Origin of the sequence: Brumimicrobium salinarum (genome assembly GCF_002844555.1) — a bacterium.
GTDB classification, from domain to species: domain Bacteria; phylum Bacteroidota; class Bacteroidia; order Flavobacteriales_D; family Crocinitomicaceae; genus Brumimicrobium; species Brumimicrobium salinarum.
This window is the reverse complement of the sequence record NZ_PJNI01000012.1, coordinates 46,592-68,141: the sequence shown is the minus strand read 5'-3', so window position 1 is coordinate 68,141 and position 21,550 is coordinate 46,592. Positions and strand designations below refer to the sequence as shown.

General features: G+C 35.3%; 13 protein-coding genes. 8 read left to right on the top strand and 5 right to left on the bottom strand.

Features of this window, described 5'->3' with window-relative positions; all coding sequences use genetic code 11:
• Position 1: 1 nt before the first annotated feature.
• The 4 genes from CW751_RS11140 to CW751_RS11125 all read right to left on the bottom strand — a co-directional run bounded on the left by CW751_RS11140 (position 2) and on the right by CW751_RS11125 (position 7,302).
• Positions 2–2,239 carry a T9SS type A sorting domain-containing protein gene (locus CW751_RS11140; protein ID WP_101335112.1) on the bottom strand — a complete coding sequence of 746 codons (2,238 nt, stop codon included), beginning with the start codon at positions 2,237–2,239 and terminating at the stop codon, positions 2–4.
• Positions 2,240–2,258: 19 nt separating this feature from the next.
• Positions 2,259–2,987, bottom strand: coding sequence for a PASTA domain-containing protein (locus CW751_RS11135; protein ID WP_165779290.1), 729 nt, complete (start codon positions 2,985–2,987; stop codon positions 2,259–2,261).
• A gap of 220 nt (positions 2,988–3,207) precedes the next feature.
• Complete coding sequence (locus CW751_RS11130) at positions 3,208–3,462, bottom strand: hypothetical protein (RefSeq protein WP_101335110.1); 255 nt, start codon at positions 3,460–3,462, stop codon at positions 3,208–3,210.
• A gap of 129 nt (positions 3,463–3,591) precedes the next feature.
• Positions 3,592–7,302, bottom strand: coding sequence for a T9SS-dependent M36 family metallopeptidase (locus CW751_RS11125; protein ID WP_101335109.1), 3,711 nt, complete (start codon positions 7,300–7,302; stop codon positions 3,592–3,594).
• 263 nt (positions 7,303–7,565) lie between these two features.
• On the opposite strand from CW751_RS11125, the gene CW751_RS11120 reads away from it, so the two are divergent.
• The 4 genes from CW751_RS11120 to CW751_RS16125 all read left to right on the top strand — a co-directional run bounded on the left by CW751_RS11120 (position 7,566) and on the right by CW751_RS16125 (position 11,388).
• Positions 7,566–8,417, top strand: coding sequence for an endo alpha-1,4 polygalactosaminidase (locus CW751_RS11120; RefSeq protein WP_165779289.1), 852 nt, complete (start codon positions 7,566–7,568; stop codon positions 8,415–8,417).
• A gap of 44 nt (positions 8,418–8,461) precedes the next feature.
• Complete coding sequence (locus tag CW751_RS11115; protein WP_101335107.1) at positions 8,462–9,025, top strand: AraC family transcriptional regulator; 564 nt, start codon at positions 8,462–8,464, stop codon at positions 9,023–9,025.
• A 138-nt stretch (positions 9,026–9,163) separates the two neighbouring features.
• Positions 9,164–10,708 carry a heavy metal translocating P-type ATPase gene (locus tag CW751_RS11110; protein WP_449495005.1) on the top strand — a complete coding sequence of 515 codons (1,545 nt, stop codon included), beginning with the start codon at positions 9,164–9,166 and terminating at the stop codon, positions 10,706–10,708.
• Positions 10,684–11,388 carry an HAD-IC family P-type ATPase gene (locus CW751_RS16125; protein WP_449495006.1) on the top strand — a complete coding sequence of 235 codons (705 nt, stop codon included), beginning with the start codon at positions 10,684–10,686 and terminating at the stop codon, positions 11,386–11,388. The genes CW751_RS11110 and CW751_RS16125 overlap by 25 nt, the downstream gene beginning before the upstream one ends.
• Positions 11,389–11,405: 17 nt before the next feature.
• On the opposite strand, the gene CW751_RS11105 is transcribed toward CW751_RS16125, so the two are convergent.
• Positions 11,406–12,086: an NAD(P)H-binding protein gene (locus CW751_RS11105; protein ID WP_101335106.1), complete on the bottom strand. Its 681-nt coding sequence runs from the start codon at positions 12,084–12,086 to the stop codon at positions 11,406–11,408.
• A gap of 902 nt (positions 12,087–12,988) precedes the next feature.
• Here CW751_RS11105 and CW751_RS11100 point away from each other — a divergent pair.
• The 4 genes from CW751_RS11100 (at position 12,989) to CW751_RS11085 (ending at position 21,327) form a co-directional block, all read left to right on the top strand.
• Positions 12,989–16,417, top strand: a complete 3,429-nt coding sequence (locus CW751_RS11100; RefSeq protein WP_101335105.1) for a BspA family leucine-rich repeat surface protein — start codon at positions 12,989–12,991, stop codon at positions 16,415–16,417.
• An 851-nt stretch (positions 16,418–17,268) separates the two neighbouring features.
• Complete coding sequence (locus CW751_RS11095; protein WP_101335104.1) at positions 17,269–19,008, top strand: DEAD/DEAH box helicase; 1,740 nt, start codon at positions 17,269–17,271, stop codon at positions 19,006–19,008.
• Between the two features lie 24 nt (positions 19,009–19,032).
• Positions 19,033–20,832 (top strand): translational GTPase TypA, encoded by a 1,800-nt coding sequence (gene typA / locus CW751_RS11090; protein WP_101335103.1) that lies wholly within the window; start codon positions 19,033–19,035, stop codon positions 20,830–20,832.
• A 174-nt stretch (positions 20,833–21,006) separates the two neighbouring features.
• Positions 21,007–21,327, top strand: a complete 321-nt coding sequence (locus CW751_RS11085) for a hypothetical protein (RefSeq protein ID WP_101335102.1) — start codon at positions 21,007–21,009, stop codon at positions 21,325–21,327.
• The last annotated feature ends 223 nt before the right edge of the window (positions 21,328–21,550 follow it).

Below are 21,550 nucleotides of genomic sequence, written 5' to 3'. Positions count from 1 at the left end.
TTTAATGTACTACTAGTTTTCTTGTTTTCACCACCTGTTGATCAATTAATCTGTGGATGAGATAAAGTCCTTTTTTTAAATTTGAAATATCAATATTATTTGTTGTACTCGAAATTTGTTTCACTATTCTTCCGTTTAAGTCCCTAATTTCAAATGTCGACTCCATTTCTTCATGCGTTAATTTTAAGTTTATGAATGAACGCGCTGGATTCGGGTAGACTGTGAAATCATAATGCAACTCATTTGATTCAAAATGTTGGATACCTAATTGATAATCCATTTTACTAGATATGACGGGACGCATCATCAATGCTCCTGAAAAACTTGCGTTATTCCATGATCCGCCACCATCAATACTCCAAAATATTTTATCAGAGTGTTGGTGATTAGCATCAAATCCAATATTTAACCGTTGTTCATCAATTTGTCGCATTCCAATATAAAATGTTTCGTTTACAGCGACTTTCATTGTATCTTCAAAAAAGTAAGTTTTAAATTTATTTCTTCCGTTGAGATATTTGGGTTGCTTCGGTTTAAAGAACTCATCTTCATACAGAATATTTCCAGGCTCACCATTGTTGTCGTCCCAAACTGTTAATAAAAATAAGTTGTTAGATACGTCTGTAACTGTTGGTACAAAATGAATTTGTATTCCCACTAAAGAGTCTGCTTGATACGCTTTAAATTTATGGGCTAACAAACCTTGAATGCCTGTTACACCATAGGCTTTTTCTGCGGTTCCATCATCATACGCATAATAATTTTCAAAAACTTGCTTACCAAAAGTAGAGTCGTTAATTGGGTTGTTTGGAAATTGAGCTTCTGCTATTCCTTCGTAATCGAAATGTGCCAAAGTATCATTGCTAATTGTATGGTCAAAAGTGTAACCATTTGAGAAGTCATGTAAACTACTGTAATTTGTACGTGGTGCATAGTTAATATTTCCACCTGATAAGAGTGAGGCATTTAGTGTGTATGAACCTTCTAAATTACCATCATAATATACATTGACAGATCCATTTTGGTTGTTTTCTGTGAGCTCACTTCCGTTCCTTACACTAACTTCTACAGCATCACTCATCTTACCTGTAGGATGATTTCTAAAATGTTTCCAAGGCACACTAATATAATCTTTTAGTAAGGTTGAAATAGGATAAACAATTGCAAAATCCTTGAAGAGCGTATCTTGGTATCCAGATAATGTTCTAAGGTGAACATAATCAACATGGAAATGATCTAAAGCACCTGCGGGAGAGCTGTAGTTTATAAATCTAAATTGAAAACCTTTACCGAGATACTCAGTGTTTTTGATTGGAATGTGTGCTACTTTAAAATTTGAAGTAGTTCCCCCTTCATTTCGCCAAACCCGATTCCATGTTTCTGTTACAGGCGAATAAAAATCAACATATAATGAATCATCCTCTGGTTCTGAAGGATCTCCAAAACCTTCAATTTGGAATAAAAAACTAAAATAAATTGAGTCGCTAGGTGTGTGAATGGATAAGTCAATAGGTTTTGAAAGTAAGGTATCTGCGCCACTGCTCATTCCACTTCCAAAATTATAAGGATATCCATATTCATCTAAACCATCAAAAGTAACCACTCCCAGAGACCAGGGATTATTTGCAAACCTATAATTGTGATAAGCTTGTTCATTTAACCATAATTTTTCAGGTTCTGATATGGTTGCTATGAAAATTCGTGCTGAATCTTGCTCATATTCTATGTCTTCCATCCAAACTGTATCTATACTGCTTGCACCTACTGTGTCATAAATTATATAAGGCGGATATCCATAGGTTTGAATGTGATTGGGCTCAAAAACAGATAAGTCATCATATAAGAAACGCGTAGAATCAAAGTAAGTTCTAGAGGTTAAACTTGTATTGGGATCATAGTTTAACTTGTAAGTTCGTGTAGTTGTATATTTTGCATTTGGAGGTAATGGAATGGAAGTGTTCTCGTCTAGCATTCTATGAAATAGCTGTTCTGATACATTCGCATCGCCGAACGTCGCGTTGTATTTTTGGAATTTATTACGAGAAAAATCATCGAAAAAAGGCAATGTAAGTGTGTCTGTTCTGAAGTGAAAGGTGCTATCAAAACTATTACTTAAAGCTTTCTCTACGGTTGGTTGTTTATCAAAAAGATCTGGGTTAACAGTTATTCTGCTTATACCGTCTTGCGCATTCAAATTTAGGGTTATACATACAATAATGAGTAGTTGTAAATACTTCATAGCCAAATTTTATTAGTTATTATTGAGTGTCTGCATTTGGTGAAGCAAAAATAGTAATAGTAGAGCCTTCAGGGATTTTACTACTGTCTGATGCAACTGGAGTTTGTCGAATAACCCTTGCATTTAGGCTATCACTTTTTGTTTCACATCCTGAACAAACAGAATACAAACGCAAACTTGAACTGCCTACAAAACGTTGTTCTGCTTCATTTATTGTTAAACCCGATAGATCTGGAATACCTATCATCTTTCCAACAGTCCTTTTTCCAACAGTTAGCTCAATCACTGAATTGATAGGTACTTGTTGCCCAGTCATAATGTTTTTCCCTTCAAATTTTTGAGCAATTACACTTCCTTGATCTTCATTACTTGGCACGTAACGTACTTTTGTGCGGAGACCTTTAGACATTAATACAGCTTCTGCAAAGCGGTTACTTTTACTTACCACAACAGGCACGTAAACTAATCTTGATCTTTTGGAGACTCTTATTTGAATTACACGATCAGATTTTACTTTTAATCCTGAAGAATCTGTAGGCATAGGATTTTGATAAATCACAGTTCCTTCAACAAGATCTGGGTTGTAAATGGAATCCAAAACCTCATATTTTAGTGGTTTTTCGCCAATTAGTTGAGAAACATCATTTACGTTATTATTGAGTAAGTTTGGAACCTCAACAGCATCTCCGTGATTGGTATAACTGTTAAAGTAAGATGTGCTTCCCCAAATTATCAATATCCAAACCAATCCAAATAATATGAAATTAAAGATGAATTTTTTGCTAATAATAAAATTTCCAAGCTTTTTAAGGAATCGCATACTTCAATATTGATATAAATAATAGAACAAAACTAATATAAATTGTTTAAACTCTTTTTAGTTATTTGAAATCGAATGCGAAAAAAATATTAATCAGAATTAATACTTTACAAAACTAGCTTTTGTTTATAGTACCTTTATAAAACGATTATTTTCTGACTTTGATTTTTAGTGCGTATAAAATACACACCTTTTGGTAACACAATTGATTTAGCTGTGAACCTCCAGGAGTATACGCATCATAAGTCAAGGTATTCCCTGCAGCATCGGCAAGAGAGGAAATTAAATTGGGCAGATTATTTACCGATGTATAACTATTGCCTATAAATAAAACCTTTTTCGATGCTTGACTCAATCCAAGTGTAGTCAGCATTAAACACACCATTCCTAAAATTAACTTCACATATTATGTTTTACCTGCAGACGAAAATACGAATCAAACGTTGCGTGTAAAAAAAGCTGTTTTTTTATTGAACTCTACCATTGTTGAATTCCTAACCTGGTTTTATCCATGTATATTTTAGATTTTAATTTATTGTAATTTCTTTAGCTTCTTTCTATAAATCGAATTATTTATTGTGGATATTTCTAAAATATATATGCCAGTTTCTCCTTCTAAGTGAAATTGAACTTGTTTTTGATCTTGGATATTCAGCTGTTGCACTAACTTTCCTGTTATGTCAAATACTTTTAAAGTAGAGCCGTTTAAGTTCTCCATGAAATCTATTTTAACCCATCCATTTGTTGGATTTGGATACACTTTTATTTCGTTTTTAATTAGATTTTCGACATCCAAGATATTAATGTTCGTGCATGCTGAAGTGTCAGCACAGTTTCCATTATTAATGATTACAGCGTAGCTACCGTTTTCTGTTGGTGAAAAAGTAGCGTTTGTTTCACCAATAATAGGTGTGAATCCATTCTTGCAGTCTACCCATTGATAATTTGCATATCCTGAAGCAGTTTTTAGCGTTTTGTCATCAAAGTCAATAATAACTTGTGCATCAATATTCGAAACTGATAAATTTAATGTGATTGAAGAATCACATCCTGCTGCAGTGGTGAACTCCTCAGTGTATATTCCGGATTCTGTATATGTTTGTCCGTTTACAGGCCAAGTGTATCTTCCGCAAACTTCTTCAACTTCTGATAATGATATGTCATTGTTCACGGTTAAATTGAGGGTGATAATGGAGTCACATCCGTTAATTGTATTGAGGGTTTCCGTATAAGTTCCCGATGTTGTGTATGTTTGTCCATTCACTGGCCAAGTAAAGTTTTCGCATGCGTTTTCATTAATTGCATTCGTGATTGTGCTTCCAACAGTCAGGTTTAAAGTAACTGTTGAGTCGCAACCATTTGTAGCAGTTAATGTTTCTGAATACGTTCCCGAAGACATGTAAGTTTGACCGTTAGCTGGCCAAGTATAACTATTACAGACTTCTTCAGAAATAGTTGAAGAGCTAGGTGTATTTACGGTTAGGTTCAGGGTGACAATTGAATCACAACCATTAACTGAAGTTAAATTTTCTACAAAAGTTCCTGAGCTTGTATAAGTTTGGCTGTTTGCCGACCAGGTGAAACTTTCACAAACATTTTCTGTAATTGAAGATGAGGTAGATTGATTGTTAACAGTCAGGTTTAAAGTAACTATTGAGTCGCAACCATTTGTAGCAGTTAATGTTTCTGTATACGTTCCCGAAGACACGTAAGTTTGACCGTTAGCTGGCCAAGTATAACTATTACAGACTTCTTCAGAAATAGTTGACGAGCTAGGTGTATTCAGGGTTAGATTTAGGGTGACAATTGAATCACAACCGTTCGCATTCAATAAATATTCATCGTATGTTCCACTTGCTGTATATTCTTGGTTATTTGTTGGCCAAATATAGCTTCCGCAAGCTGATATAGTTTCTGTTCCGTAAGTAGTTCCAATATATGGAGGTAAATCAAAAGCTTCCGTTTGGTCCGTTCTGCTGTCGTTTGAACCTTGATCTGCAGAATACCCTAGACCTCTATTGGCAAAAACCTCCCAAATTAAACATGTATTTTCTCCACCATATAACAATTGGTCAGCTTGAATTATTGCATCTCTACCATCAATAAACCCAGGGTTACATCCCTGAAGTTTTAATCCTTGAATAACAAGGTGCATTGCGATATTATTTCCACCAGACCCGTTATAGACATCTGGATCCATTCCATGTTTATCAACCAATGCCCAAGTTAAATCCCACAACATTGTAGCCCAAACAAATCCAATTCCATGTGGTCTTGAAATGGCACCTGTGTTGTTGGTTATGGCATAGGTTGCCTCATTAATATTAAAATCTGTGCTGTACGGTCGAGGACGAATTCCTCCTCCGTTTGTTGGCTCACCTGTTGCGTAAGTCCCTATTCCTCTAATGTCTTCTGGTTGATCTCCTGGTTCTATGGTCAGCATGAGTGCAAACCAATCGGACCAACCTTCTCCCATTTGTTCACGATTATTTAAACAGGAAGAATTAGATGCGCCACCTGTGAGCCGGTTGGAAATTCCATGGCCGTATTCATGAGCTATAATTCCGTTGTCAAAATCACCGTCTAGTGGAACAGGAGAAGCGTCTACAATGGTTGCATTTATTGTCGCACCATTTTGAATTTCTGTGATTAATGCTTCTCCATCAACTTGAGTTACGGAAATCGAGGGAATTCCTATTCCAGGATCTGTGCCTCCCATTGTAATTGTACCTCCAACATTATTGACAATGATTACTGCAAGTGCACCTGCAGCTTCAGCATTCGCTACTTTATCGACAAATGAACATGTTCCACGGCGAATAATAGCAATTTTATTATTTAATGCACTGCCGTTTACAGCTGGAGAACAAGCTTCTAATGGATTAGCAGTATTGTCATCATACATTACTAAGTCTGCGGTAATAGGAGTTGATGGAATGGCAGGTCCAAAATTAGCAGGTATGGAAGTATATTGACCGTTTACTGTAGATGGAGAATTAACAGTAAGATATTCAGGTGAAGGTGCAGACCAAAGATACATTTGCATTACAGGATTGTTCCCATCTGGAGGTGTTGCAAAATTGGCGTTATTGGTTCCCCCACCATCTTGAGCTTGGGCAAAAACATGATCATCCCCTAAACCACCATTCCCATAATTGTTTTTTTGAAAATTCCCGCTTGATTCATCAAACCCATAGTTATACCACACATCATGCATAATGTTATTCATATAAAATAGGTTGGTAATAACTGCGTCTTCATTGGCTTGTGGTTGCAAGGTTAAGTCGAGCGGAAAGTCAAAGTTTAAAGTTGTGCCTCCATCAGGGGCATATCCTATTTGGTCAAGATCAGCACGGTCTTCACTCGCATATACATTATTTCCAAAAGTATTTGTGTGTTCTGCTCCTGGTGTTCCGTCTGTATCATGCCATCCGTAAGGAGATGCAGAAAGGTTTTCAGGATCTACAACTATTGAACGTAATCCATGATTTGGACTTTCAACAGGAATGGCAAATACATTATAACTCGCACCTAGAACAGATGAAGGTGGTGCAGGAGTAGAGGAAGAAGCCTTTAATGCATGATTGTGTCCTTTATGAGAACCCGAACGGATGTTACAATGAGCAACCCAATCTGTTTTATTTAAAAGCGCTCCTGTTTGTGCATCAATCTGCACATTCCACCAGTGTTTTTGGTTTAATTGGTAAATGTCTAAATCCCAAACAATTTTTATCCGTTCATTAGCAGTCAGGAAAAGCTTTAGTCGCGCATTAATATCTTCTTTCGATAAACCTTTTGCACTAAAAACTTGATGATTTTTCTCAGTCTTTTTTGCTTTGATTTCTCCCGTAAATGCCAAGTCTAATGCGTTTGCAGCAGATATAATTGCTTCTTTAGCTGATATTGAAGCTGTGCTAGTTTCTATTTTTTGTTCCAGATTAGCAATAAAATTATTAGCTGTTAAAAACATCTTCTGATCTTTTATTGCGATCACAGATATAGCATTGTGTATGGGTAGGTTGTTATACGTTTGCGTTAAATAATAATAGTTGATATCAAGAGAGTTGTCCTTATGATTGTCTGTGATTTCCCAAGACTGTATGTCTTTTTGTGTTAAATCATATTTGTCAATGTTTTCAAGAAGTATAGCCTGAAGTTGAGTTTTACTCTCTTGCGCCAAAAAAGTGTTATAAAAAATAAAGGTTAACACAATTAGAGCGTAATTTTTTAAGAATGGTTTCATAATTTTAATTGCAAGTGAATGCTAAATGTAATTCTAAATCATCTTTTTTCAAAATAAATCGGATTAAGATGTGATGAAAGGTATCAATTTTGACATTGATATTTCCTGGTTTAAAAGAAAAAACAAGTAAAAAGAATTCAAAGTTGAAAATAACTATTTTTACCGCCATGAATATCCCTACAAAATTTCTTGTATTAATTAGTTACATCTTTATTCTATCTTCTTGCTCAAAAGAAAAAAGGTCAGACAAGAAAGGGTTGAAAATGCAAGAATTCATCATAGAAATTTCAAATTATGCGCGAAAGCAAATTCCAAATTTCATAATCATCCCTCAAAATGGAATTGAATTGGTATTTAATGACTTAGCTCCAGAAGACGGGGTAAACCAAGCATTCTTGAACGCCATCGATGGCTTTGGAATCGAAGAACTGTTTTATAACTCCACTTCTGTTTCTAATCCTGAAACATTAGAAATGGCACAGAAAGTAAGTGAGCAGAAAGTAATTTTGGTAGCAGATTATGTAAATGATACGGATAGTTATTCTGCTGCTGTTCAAAAAAATCAAAGCAATGGATTTATTTGTTTTTCACGAAAAAGTGGGAATTACGATTATCAAGAAATTCCATCATCCTTAATCAATGAGAATACAAGTCATATTGCTACATTTTCTGAGGCGAAAAACTATCTTTATTTAATTAATGATAGCGAGTTTACCTCAAAAACTGCTTATCTGAACGCTTTGCGTACAACAAATTATGATGTACTTCTTATTGATGCTTTTTTCAAAGGTGAACAACTTACAAAAAGCGAAGTCAATTCGTTAAAAATGAAACAAAATGGCGGAAAAAGAGTGGTAATTGCTTACATGAATATCGGGGCAGCTGAGAAATATAGGTATTACTGGAAGGACAAATGGAAATTACATTCTCCAGGTTGGCTGAAAAAGAAATACGATGGATATGATGATGAAATTTGGGTGAAATTTTGGAAAAAAGAATGGCAAGAAATTATTTACAGTGGCAGCAATTCTTACACCCAAAAAATTATCGATTCTGGATTTGACGGTGCATACCTAGACAATGTTGAGGCTTACTATTTCTTGTATTTTGATTAAAAACACTTTTGAGCAATAGATTTTGTATTTTTGAACCCTAGCAAATGTCAAAAACGCTTCACATAAAAAACATGGTTTGTCCTCGGTGCATTACCGCGGTAGAGAACACCTTAAAAGAAATGCAGATTCAAACTGAAAAAGTACAGTTGGGACAGGTTTTTCTAAAAGAAGATCTGACTGATAAAGTTCGAGACGAACTGAGTCAAAAACTAAATGAGTTAGGATTTGAATTGCTCTCTTCAACAACAGCACAGTTGATTTCTGAAATTAAAACAGCAATCATTCAACAAATTCATCACACTTCAGAGCCTTTATCAATTAACTTTTCTGATTTTTTAAGTACAGAATTAAATTATGACTACACTTATTTGAGTCGGTTATTTTCCGAGGTTGAAGGCATCACCATTAATCGTTTTATCATAATTCAAAAGATTGAAAAAGTAAAGGAGTTATTGTTTTATGGTGAAATGACCACAGCTGAGATTGCACATCAACTCAATTATAATAGTGTTGCATATCTTTCGGGAGTTTTCAAAAAAGAAACAGGAATGACGCTTTCGCAGTTTAAGGAGTTAAGAGATCCAGACCGTAAGGGGATTGATTGGTAGGGGCGGTTCGCAAACCGCCCTTACCAAACCGCCCCTACCAAATCACCCTAGCAAAAAATCATATTCTTTTCGCAAAATAACGTAACACTTTTCCTATATTATATATCGAACTTTGTAATTCAACAAAAATTCAAATTTATGAGCACACAAACGATAGAAAAATCAACGTTTCCAGTGACAGGGATGTCTTGTGCGGGTTGTGCTTCAAGTGTAGAGAACATTCTCAACAAAACGGATGGTGTTTCAAGTGCAGAAGTAAATTTCGCATCAAACACAGTATTGGTTTCCTATGACACAGAAAGAGTCAGTAAAGAAGAATTAAAATCGAACTTGGAAGGTGCTGGATATGATATTATCATCAGCAGTGATAACGCCGAAGAAGAACAAGCTGAACTGCACGATAAAGCATATCAAGAAGTTAAAAAACGAACACTTTGGGCGGGAATTCTAACTTTACCTGTTTTTATTTTGGGGATGTTTTTTATGAGCTGGGAACCCGGAAAATATATCTCTTTAGCTTTTGCTGTTCCTGTTTTATTCATTTTTGGTCGTAGTTTTTTCATCAATGCATGGAAACAAGCCAAAAACAAGCAAGTCAACATGGATACATTGGTTGCACTGAGTACAGGGATTGCTTTTATATTTAGTGTTTTCACCACTTTTTTTCCTTCATTTTTTGAAAGTCGCGGAATTGAAGCGCACGTTTATTTTGAAGCAGCTACGGTGATTATTACTTTTATCTTGTTGGGTAAAGTTTTCGAGGAAAAAGCGAAATCGAATACATCAACAGCCTTAAAAAAGTTAATGGGATTACAACCCAAGAAGTTACGAGCCATCATCAACGGAGAAGAGCAAGAAATTCCAATAGAGGCAGTAGAAAAAGGAAATACCATTATCATTCGTCCAGGTGAAAAAATTCCTGTGGATGGAGAAGTGATTAAAGGAAGTTCTTTTGTTGATGAAAGCATGATTACAGGAGAACCAGTACCTGTTGAGAAAAGCGAAGGGGAAAAAGTCTTCGCCGGAACAGTGAATCAAAAAGGAAGCTTTCAATTTACAGCCAAAAAAGTAGGGAAAGATACGATGCTATCTCAGATCATTAAACGTGTTCAAGAAGCCCAAGGAAGTAAAGCTCCTGTGCAAAAACTGGTAGATAAAATAGCCAGTATTTTTGTACCTGCCGTTATGGGAATTGCTGTTTTAACTTTTATTATTTGGTTAAGTATTGGAGGAGATTTAGCATTTTCTCATGGATTAACCACGGCTATTGCGGTATTGATTGTCGCCTGTCCTTGTGCTTTAGGACTCGCCACTCCTACAGCTATTATGGTAGGAATTGGGAAAGGTGCCGAAAACAACATTCTGATCAAAGATGCTGAAAGTTTGGAGTTGGGACATAAAGTAGATGCTATTATTCTCGATAAAACAGGAACAATTACGAAAGGAAAACCGAATGTAGTGAATCAAAAGTGGTTGATCAAAGATGAAAATGAAACATTAAAATCAACATTATTGGCTTTAGAAGCAGATTCTGAACATCCTTTAGCGGATGCTGTCATCAGAAAGTTAAAAGAAAATGGGGTTCAACCGGTTAAAATGACCGATTTTAATAGCATTACAGGAAAAGGTGTTCAAGCTAAGGATGCAAACGGTAAAACATTTTTATCGGGAACCGTGCATTAGTAGAAGGACAAGGAATTGCTATTGACAAATCACTAAACGACACTATAGAGCTATGGCAAAATGAGGCGCAAACAGTGGTTTTCTTTACCAATGAAACTGAATTAATTGCCATTTTAGGAATTGCAGATGAAATTAAAGAGAACTCGGTTCAAGCCATTAAAGATTTAAAAGCACTTGATGTCGATGTGTATATGTTAACTGGAGACAATCAAAATACGGCTACCGCAGTAGCTAAACAGGTGGGAATTTCGGAGTATAAAGGAGGAGTAATGCCTTCCGACAAATCAGACTTTGTGAAGCAACTACAAAGTGAAGGCCGTGTTGTTGCAATGGTTGGCGATGGAATTAATGACTCCGAAGCCTTGGCACAAGCCGATGTTAGTATTGCGATGGCGCACGGTTCAGACATTGCGATGGACGTTGCAAAAATCACTTTAACAACTTCAGATTTAGCAACGATTCCAAAGGCATTAAAACTGTCTTCAAAAACCGTAAAAGGAATTCGTCAAAACCTATTTTGGGCGTTCTTTTATAATGTCATCAGTATACCAATTGCTGCAGGTGTACTTTACTCTGTAAATGGTTTCTTGCTTGATCCAATGATTGCAGGAGCAGCAATGGCGTTTAGTTCGGTATCTGTAGTTCTCAATAGTTTAAGGTTAAAAAGTATAAAACTATAGGTAAAATTAGAGGGCTTTTATTTTTCTTCTTGAATGAGTTGTATCATATCTCGATAGTGATAAACCCTCACACCAGGTTGGTTTGTTTTAGCTGACGCGATCATTGCTTTGGCGACAGTTTCAGCTTCGATTGGTTTTGTTTTACCTGGAATTAAAAATTTGAATACTTTGCTGAAAAACTGACCAATATCTTCTGCTATTCGTGTTTCAGAACGTTTTCCCAACAACAATGAAGGTCTGAAAATGGATAGTTGATTGTCTTTGACGTCTTTTAAAAAGGTGTCTTGAAGCGCATTTTCTACTTCTCCTTTTAGTTTTAAATAAAAGTTGTTTTTTGACTGATCTGCACCAACTGAAGAAACAACAATAAACTGATTTGCTCCGCTTTTTTTAGCCCATTTTGCGGCATTAACAGGTATATCAAAATCTACTCTTCGATACGCTTTTTTGTCGCCTTTGACTTTCTTTTGAGTGGTCCCAATAGCACAAAATATTGATGTACTTCCGTGCATTGCATTTTCAAATTGAACTTGATTTTCAAAATCAATAACTTCTACATTCACTTTTGGATGGTCGCATTTATAGGGGTTCCTAACAATAATTTTAATTTCATCAAAATATACGTCTTTTAGCAGTTGTTTAAGTATTTCGCTACCAATTAATCCAGTTGCTCCAAGTAATGTAGCCGTTTTTTTCATGTGTATTGTTTTTAATACAAGTCATAAATGTAAGCATTTTATGAATACAATGTTCCTAGTTTTTTTACGTAATGTTTAACGTGTTAAATACAGTTTAAATTTAGTCGTTTGCTCTCATTGACTTGTGTAAATATGGCTGATTATATAGGTCTTTTCATAATTGTGAGTGAACTTAGGTGATGAAAGCATATATGATTTTCGATAACGAGTTGTTTTGAGTCTAATATATAATATTTAAGTAGTGTAATAACAAATAACAAAGAAGCGTTAGAGGGCCGTTTCAATTTGACCTATTAGGGTTTTGTGTTTGAAATAAAAAACTTTTCTAGACATACTTCTTGTTAACGAAAATCGTTGATTAATTGCCTTTGAAATTTAGATGTTTTTTAGGATTTATCTCGTTTTTTACCACAAAGAGTTTCTTACTAGGATTAACTTATCAGTATAAACTCTTTTCAGGGCATTGTTTGGTTATTACTATCATAATAAGAATAAATAATTTTAAAATAGGTGGTTAATAGCTTATAAGACTGGATTATGCTCTGTTATTTATTTGTTTGTAGAATCTTTCAAACTGATGGCTTTGTGGCTGTACTGGTGACTGTTTTGAGTTATGTAAACCTTTTGTACACCCCTATTATTTGCTTTTAACCTGTCGTGTTAACTAAGTTAGAGGTCAAGAATTATTTACAACACTAAAACTAGATTATGAGAATTCATTATGAAATTAATTCAGCCTTTAAGAGGCTATTTATTGAAAGGGGTAAATTAACTCCAATCTTTTGGAGGGAGTATAATTTTAAGAATAATTTCTTTCAAAAGCTTATATCGATATTTCAAAATAAATACGCCTTAACTTCAATTTAGGAAAGCGTAAATAAAAATTTAAATAAAATAAAATTATGAAAAAAATGATTTTTGGTCTTAAGACTTCAGGTATCTTGTCAATATTATTTTTGCTTGCTTTTAACGTAATTTTTGCGCAAGTAACACCAGGAGCTACAACAAATTTTATCACTACATGGAAAACGGATAACTCAGGAAGTTCCAATAATAATCAAATTAGAATTCCAACCGCTGGTACTGGGTATAATTATGATATATATTGGGAAGATGTCAATGATCCAAATATCAGTGGAGGAATAAATGCCAACTCAGGTAGTGCGTTAATAACTTTTCCAAATGCAGGTACATACCGTGTAGAAATCAGTGGAAACTTTCCGCGCATATATTTTGATGACAGTTACTATAGTGATAAACCTAAAATCCTAACTGTAGAACAGTGGGGAGATATTGCATGGACCAGTATGTATGGTGCTTTTGATGGTTGTCGAAACCTAACGGTGCCCGCAACGGATGCTCCAGATTTATCAAATGTAACAACTACCTACAGAATGTTTAGGTATGCTACTTCATTAAACAATGATTTCAGTAACTGGAACACTTCTACGATTACCAATATGCAGGAGATGTTTATCTACGCAAGTTCTTTTAATGGTGATATTACTACATGGAACACGTCTAATGTTTCTAATATGTCATCTATGTTTAATAGTGCTTCTGCCTTTAATCAAAATATAAACAGTTGGAATGTTTCTAATGTAACAAGTATGCAGAATATGTTCATGAATGCTCAAGCGTTTAACCAAGATCTAAATAGTTGGAATACTTCAAGTGTTACAAATATGCAGAATATGTTCCGAGGTACTTCTGCTTTTAATGGAAATATAATAAGCTGGAATACCTCTAATGTTTCTAATATGTCGTCTATGTTTTATGGTGCTTCTGCCTTTAATCAAGATATCAGTGGGTGGGACGTAACAGGAACTGATAATCTCAACAGTATGTTTCGTGAAGCACTTGTTTTTAATCAAGATTTAAGTGCTTGGAATACAAGTAATATTGTAAGCATGCAGCGCACATTCCAAAATACTGGAGCTTTTAACCAAAGTCTTGCTTCATGGGATATTTCTTCGGTAACAACGATGGTAAGTATGCTAGATAACAGCCCGATTTCAACAGCTAATTATGATGCTACTTTGATTGGATGGGAAGCCCAAACGGTTCAAAACAATGTTGTTTTAGGAGCTAACATGCTTCAATATTGTAATGCCGATGTTGAAAGAAATAATCTGGTTACTAACTCTAATTGGACAATTAACGGAGATGCAAATATTTGTACAACTCCTTTCGTAACTAGATGGAAAACGGATAACTCAGGAAGTTCCAATAATAATCAAATTAGAATTCCAACCACTGGTGCTGGGTATAATTATAATATATATTGGGAAGATGTCAATGATCCAAATATCAATGGCGGGATAAATGGTAACTCAGGTAGTGCTTTAATAACTTTTCCAAATGCAGGTACATATCGTGTAGAAATCAGTGGAAACTTTCCGCGAATATATTTTAATGACAGTTACTATAGTGATAAACTTAAAATCTTAACTGTAGAACAGTGGGGTGATATTGCATGGACAAGTATGTATGGTGCTTTTAATGGTTGTGAAAACCTAACGGTGCCCGCAACGGATGCGCCAGATTTATCAAATGTAACAACTACCTACAGAATGTTTAGGGATGCTACTTCGTTAAACAATGATTTCAGCAACTGGAACACTTCTACAATTACCAATATGCAGGAGATGTTTATTGGGGCGTCAGCTTATGACCAAACCCTAGGCATGTGGGATGTTTCGAATGTAAGTAATATGCAAAATATGCTTAGTAATACCAATATATCTGTTTCAAACTATGATGATATTCTTATTAGTTGGAGTAATCAATCTGTTCAGAATAATGTAACACTTGGAGCAAATAATCTTGAGTATTGTTTAGCGATGTTAGAACGATTAAATCTTATTAACAATAACAACTGGACGATTGTAGGGGACGCTAATTCTTGTGAAGGGCCATTTGTAACAATATGGAAGTCTGATAATCCAGGGGCGTCTTTCAACAATCAAATAATAATACCTACCGATGGAGCTGGATATAATTATGATTTGTACTGGGAGGATGTAAACGATCCATCAACTAATGGGACCTTGAGTAATTTAACTGGAGATGTAACTGTAAATCTTCCCCTTGCCGGAACGTATAAGGTCGAAATAACAGGAGATTTCCCAAGAATTTACTTTAACAACGATGTAAATAATGACCTTGAAAAAATTCTATCTGTTGAAGAATGGGGAAGTATACTCTGGTCTTCAATGGAGGACGCATTCCACGGTTGTAACAATTTGAATGTTAATGCAACGGATAGCCCGTTCCTTATGTCTGTAAGTTCATTGTCAAGAATGTTTAAAGGTGCCACTTCTCTGGCTAGTGACCTAAATAACTGGAATACAGAAAGTATTACCACTATGGAAGAAGTTTTTAGCAATGCAATTAACTTTAATGGAAACATATCAAGTTGGAACACTTCTAATGTAACGAACATGAAAGGTGCTTTCAATGGAGCGTCAGCCTTTAACCAAGACATAAGTGCATGGGACGTATCTAATGTTCAAAATATGTCATATATGTTCAATGAAGCAAATACATTTAATCAAGACCTAAGTACATGGGATGTGACCAATGTTCAAAACATGAGCTTTATGTTTAATGATGCCAGTTTATTTGATCAAAACACTGGAGTATGGAATGTTGAGAATGTTGCTAATATGGAGTCTATGTTTGATAATTCAGGATTAGATCATTGTACGTATAATGATATCCTTAAAGGGTGGTCTACATTAAATTTAACAAACAATGTAACCCTTGGAGCATTAGGAATTCACTACACAGAATTTGCAACAAATGAAAGACAGTCAATTATATCTAATTTTAGTTGGGTTATTAATGATGATGGTGAAACAACTACAACGAATATCTCAGTTACTGGAACTGTAAATGGTTCAGATATTAACCTTACAACAAACGGAGGGAATGGACCTTTAGATTATGAGTGGTCAGGACCGAATAACTTCAGTTCAAGCAATCAGAATATCACAGCTCCTGAGGATGGTACATATATAGTATTGGTTTCCGATGGTTGTACTGTAGCTTCTGATACTTTTAATATTGAAACTGAAACTAATTCTATTGATAAAGAAGCATTGAAGATGTTTAAAGTCTATCCAAACCCTTCATCTAGTGTTCTTAACATTGAAGTTTCAAATAAGTTTGGTAAGTATGTAGAATTTGAAATTATTAATGCATTAGGCATGAAGATTAGCGAAGGCACTATAGAAAGTGGTTTTGGAACAATTAGTGTTGTTGACTTTAGTAAAGGAGTTTACTTAATTAAATTAAATGATCAAGTAAAGAGATTCATAGTCGAATAATCAGCCGCTTAAATAGATGGTAGTTTTAATGATATGAGAAGCATGGCGAAATTTTTCCGTCATGCTCTCTTTATATTTTCATAAAACGACCGATGCTTTCTCTTAGCTCCTCGTCTTTTTACTGTTAATTATTGTTGAACGCACAATATTACCTATCTTTTCCTCACTGGCACTAGTGTAGGCTACTATCATTTTACCTTCTACTTTTGCCTAACCCGCTTTATTCACCAATGTCATACTTTAAAGTTGTAAATGATTTAAAAACAATCTTTTAGGAGTTAAAACAATGTTTTTAAAGAACCCCACTTTTGAGTACTCATTAAATTCATGAATAAAGCGGGTTAACCTTCTGAACTGTTGTAATAATAGTCAAGATTGAGTGGTTATGATTATTCGAAAACTTCCAACCAGGGGCGACATAACTTTATAGTCTATAAATTAATTTTACGATTAAAAGAAAGTTGAGGTATTAGATAATTGTTAATGGGACAAAGTTTCTTTTATAGAGTTTATTGATTCAAAAAGTATATATCACGCTTATTTCAATAAATTGCTCTCCAGTTGTCTTTCTTTTACTTTTACACTTAGCTATTCACTCTAAATAATTCTGCATATGATAGTAGTTGAATTTTTAGATTTTTTCATCTGATTTTTAGCGTATTAATCATCTCGAATATTTGTTGTTCTTAGGAATCTTAATAGCTGGAGAATGCTCATCAATTCAATGACTTAATTTCATAGCTTTTTTTATGCTTCTAATGTATAGATTAAAAAAAATCAATAAAAAAAACCTCAAAATCTTGATTCTCTTTAGAATGTCGTACCTTTGCACCCAAATTTTAAATAAAAGTATGACCTTTAACGATTTAGGGCTGAGAAGCCAAGTGGTCAAAGCTGTTACAGACATGGGGTTTGAACAGCCAACGCCAATCCAGCAGGAAGCTATACCACATTTACTCAAGTCTAAGAGTGATTTTGTAGGATTAGCACAGACTGGAACAGGGAAAACTGCCGCTTTTGGATTACCATTAGTGAACAGAATTACAGAAAGCCGAAAATTTCCAACAGGCTTAATTATTTGTCCAACTAGGGAATTGTGTTTGCAAATTGCAAAAGACATAGGAAACTATGCAAAACATGAAAAAGCTGCCAGTGTTGAAGCAGTGTATGGTGGATCAGATATTCAACGTCAAATTAAAAACATTAAAAGAGGAGTTTCTATTATTGTAGCTACCCCAGGAAGATTGTGTGATTTGATTAAACGTAAAGCCGTAAAGCTTGACGAAGTTGAAGTTGTAGTCCTCGATGAAGCAGATGAAATGCTAAACATGGGATTCAAAGAAGATTTGGATTTCATTTTGAGTGCAACACCAGAAGAAAAAAGTACATGGTTGTTTTCTGCAACAATGCCAAAAGAAGTGGCAAGAATTGGGAAAACGTATATGACTGACCCACTTGAGGTGAGCATAGGAAACAAAAATGAAGGTAATGCCAACATTGACCATATTTACTTTGCCGTAAAAGAAAGAGACCGTTATGTGGCCTTGAAACGTTTAATCGATTTTAATCCGAAGATTTTTGGACTTGTTTTCTGTCGTACGCGAAGAGAAACACAACAAGTTGCTGAAAAATTAGGAAAAGAAGGATACAGCGCAGAAGCATTGCACGGTGATTTATCGCAAGCGCAACGTGACCGCGTAATGAACCTTTTCCGTAATAGAAGCATTCAATTATTGGTAGCGACAGATGTTGCTGCACGTGGTATTGATGTGGATGATATTACACACGTAATTAACTACAACCTTCCTGACGAGGTAGAAAACTACACGCACAGAAGTGGACGTACTGCAAGAGCAGGAAACACTGGTGAATCTTTGGTTTTAATTAATACCAGAGAGAAATATAAGATCAAACAAATTGAAAAAATCATCAAGCAAGAATTTACATTTGCTGAAATTCCACCAGCTGAAGCAATTTGTGCTGTGCAATTGGAATCGATGATTGATAAAGTGAAAGCGACTAAAGTAAATGAAGCAGAAATTGCTCCGTTTATTCCGCACATTTTAGAAGATTTGGAAGAGCTTTCTAAAGAAGAAGTGATTAAGAAATTCGTTTCGGCTGAATTCAATAGATTCTTAGATTATTACAAAAAAGCAGGTGATTTGAATGCTAAGCCATCAGATCGTCCAGGTGATGATAGAGGATCTAAAAGAAGAGGTAGAAGAGAAGGAACAGATGAAAACAAACAACGTTTCTTTGTTTCTCTAGGAGAAAAAGATGGTTTAAATCCAGGTGGACTATTGCGTGTAATATGTGATGCTACAGGTTTGAAATCAAATACCATTGGTAGAATTGATATTATGCCAGCGTTTTCTTTCTTTGATGCGGATAAAACTGATGTAGATAAGATTTTATCTCAAGTAAAAGGTGCCGAATTTGAAGGGAAAACCATGAACATTGAGAAAACTGAAAACAAAAGCGCTAAAGGTAGAAAAGGCCGTGGTGGCGGAGGGAGAAGTCGTGGAAACGACAGACGCTCAGGTGGAAGAGACCGCAGAGGAGGTTCAGGAAGTAGCCGTAGAAGAAGATAAAACACGAAAACGAGAAAATAACAAATGGAAATTAGAAATATAGCGATTATCGCTCACGTTGACCACGGTAAAACTACCTTGGTTGAACGAATTATTGAAGCAGGAGAAACTTTTGACACAAGAAACCTTGTTGAAGGAGGAGCTCTAATGATGGATAACAATGACCTTGAAAGAGAAAGAGGGATTACTATCGTATCAAAAAACGTTTCAATTCAATATAAAGGAACAAAAATTAACATCATTGATACACCTGGTCACGCCGATTTTGGCGGGGAGGTAGAGCGTGTTTTGAACATGGCTGATGGGGTTTGTTTGTTGGTGGATGCTTTTGAAGGTCCAATGCCACAAACGCGTTTTGTATTGCAAAAAGCACTTCAAATGGGGTTGAAACCATTGGTGGTTGTAAACAAAGTCGACAAAGAAAACTGTACACCAGATGAAGTACACGAAAAAGTTTTTGATTTAATGTTTGATTTGGAGGCCAATGAAGACCAATTGGATTTTGAAACAGTTTATGGTTCTGCAAAGAACAACTGGATGTCAAAAGACTGGCAAAAACCAACAGATTCTATCTCACCGCTTTTGGATACAATTTTAGATTATTTTCCACCAGCAAAGATTGAAGAAGGAAATACCCAAATGTTGATTACTTCTTTAGATTTTTCTTCTTTCGTTGGACGTATCGCAATCGGTCGTTTGCAAAGAGGTGAAATTAAGCCAGGAATGCCAATCATTCTTTCAAAAAATAATGGTAAACAAGAGAAACACAAGATCAAAGATGTTTTTGTTTTTGCAGGAACTGAGCGTGTAAAAGTTGACGCTGTTCAGCCAGGAGATATTTGTGCAATTACAGGAATTGAAGGTTTTGAAATTGGAGATTCTGTTTGTGATGCTGAAAACCCTGAGCCTTTGGAATCAATTTCTATTGATGAACCAACAATGAGCATGATGTTCTCAATTAACGATTCGCCTTTCTTCGGTAAAGAAGGAAAGTTTGTGACTTCGCGTCATATTCAGGAACGTTTAAACAAAGAACTAGAGAAGAACTTAGCTTTGCGTGTTGAGCCTACAGATAAAGCGGATAAATGGTTGGTTTACGGAAGAGGTGTAATGCACTTATCTGTATTGGTGGAAACCATGCGTAGAGAAGGTTATGAATTGCAAGTAGGTCAGCCACAGGTAATCATCAAGGAAATTGATGGTGTGAAATGTGAACCAGTTGAGGAATTGACAATTGATTTACCAGAGCAACATTCTGGAACTGCTGTTGAGGCGGTAACAAAGCGTAAGGGAGAAATGACGAACATGGAAGCCAAAGGCGATAGAATGGTTATTAACTTTATCGTTCCTTCGAGAGGAATTATTGGTTTGCGTAACTACTTATTAACGCAAACTGCTGGAGAGGCGATTATGAACCATAGATTTGTTGAGTTCCAAAAGTACAAAGGTGAGATTCCTGGTCGTACAAACGGATCATTGATTTCTATGGAGAAAGGTTCGGCGATTCCTTATTCTTTGAACAACTTGCAAGATAGAGGTACCTTCTTTGTTGATCCTAATGAAGATATATATGGTGGTCAGGTAATTGGAGAAAATACTAGACAAGGAGACTTGGTAATTAACGTTACCAAAACCAAAAAAATGTCTAATATGCGTTCTTCAGGAGCGGATGACAAGGTAAGAATTGCGCCAGCAGTTAAAATGTCTTTGGAAGAAAGCTTAGAGTACATTCAAGCTGATGAATACGTTGAGTTGACACCAGAATCTTTGAGAATTCGTAAGATTCTTTTGGATGAGAATGCGCGTAAGCGAGCTTCTAAATAATTTTGAAAAAAGACTTCTGTCAAGAAGTGGAACTATATTAAAAGTGATGATCGAAAGGTTGTCGCTTTTTTTGATCAAGGGTTTTCCCTGATTTTTTGTTGGTTATGAGTGGTTTGTTTTTTTTTTTGAATATTTTTTTACTTAATTTAGCTAGTATTCTATAAAAAGAAAAAAATGTTCAAAATATCGATAGTAAGAATTTTGAGTATAGCGCTATGTGCTCTTTTGCTGATTTCATGTGAATGCAGGAGAACAGCTAGTGGTAATGTGCTCGATATATCAACGAAGCTTCCCATTGACTCAGTATTTGTCAAAGGTATAGAACGGGTTTACAATGAATATTACACGAATTCAGAAGGTGAATATTATATGACCACAGGAATGATAGGTGCGGTTGGTGGATGTCCTAGCATAACTATTTCATTTTCTAAAGAAGGATATTATGAGAAAACCCTAATCAATCCAAATGGGGATGTGTATTTGATGAAGAAATAGAGTGGCTTATTTCGTATTTAATACTAGTTATACGTATTATTATTTCGAGGTAGTGAAAATGAAGAGCTTGGTTGCAGTTCGCTTGACCTTAAACGTTTCCAAAGCTTATTCAATTTGGAACAAGCTCCGCCAATTTTTGATATTGTTGTTGTTTTTTAATGATTATTAAAGGGAGCGCTTGGCTTTTTTTGCCAAATCTAACAATTCCGTATTCTATTGCAGG

Excerpts from the sequence above, each read along its gene's own strand:
- CW751_RS11115 (WP_101335107.1), top strand. The coding sequence starts at position 8,462 with ATGTCAAAAACGCTTCACATAAAAAACATGGTTTGTCCTCGGTGCATT.
- typA (WP_101335103.1), top strand. The coding sequence starts at position 19,033 with ATGGAAATTAGAAATATAGCGATTATCGCTCACGTTGACCACGGTAAA.
- CW751_RS11095 (WP_101335104.1), top strand. The coding sequence starts at position 17,269 with ATGACCTTTAACGATTTAGGGCTGAGAAGCCAAGTGGTCAAAGCTGTT.
- CW751_RS11120 (WP_165779289.1), top strand. The coding sequence starts at position 7,566 with ATGCAAGAATTCATCATAGAAATTTCAAATTATGCGCGAAAGCAAATT.
- CW751_RS11110 (WP_449495005.1), top strand. The coding sequence starts at position 9,164 with ATGAGCACACAAACGATAGAAAAATCAACGTTTCCAGTGACAGGGATG.
- CW751_RS11085 (WP_101335102.1), top strand. The coding sequence starts at position 21,007 with ATGTTCAAAATATCGATAGTAAGAATTTTGAGTATAGCGCTATGTGCT.
- CW751_RS11125 (WP_101335109.1), bottom strand. The coding sequence starts at position 7,302 with ATGAAACCATTCTTAAAAAATTACGCTCTAATTGTGTTAACCTTTATT.
- CW751_RS11140 (WP_101335112.1), bottom strand. The coding sequence starts at position 2,239 with ATGAAGTATTTACAACTACTCATTATTGTATGTATAACCCTAAATTTG.
- CW751_RS11100 (WP_101335105.1), top strand. The coding sequence starts at position 12,989 with ATGAAAAAAATGATTTTTGGTCTTAAGACTTCAGGTATCTTGTCAATA.
- CW751_RS11105 (WP_101335106.1), bottom strand. The coding sequence starts at position 12,086 with ATGAAAAAAACGGCTACATTACTTGGAGCAACTGGATTAATTGGTAGC.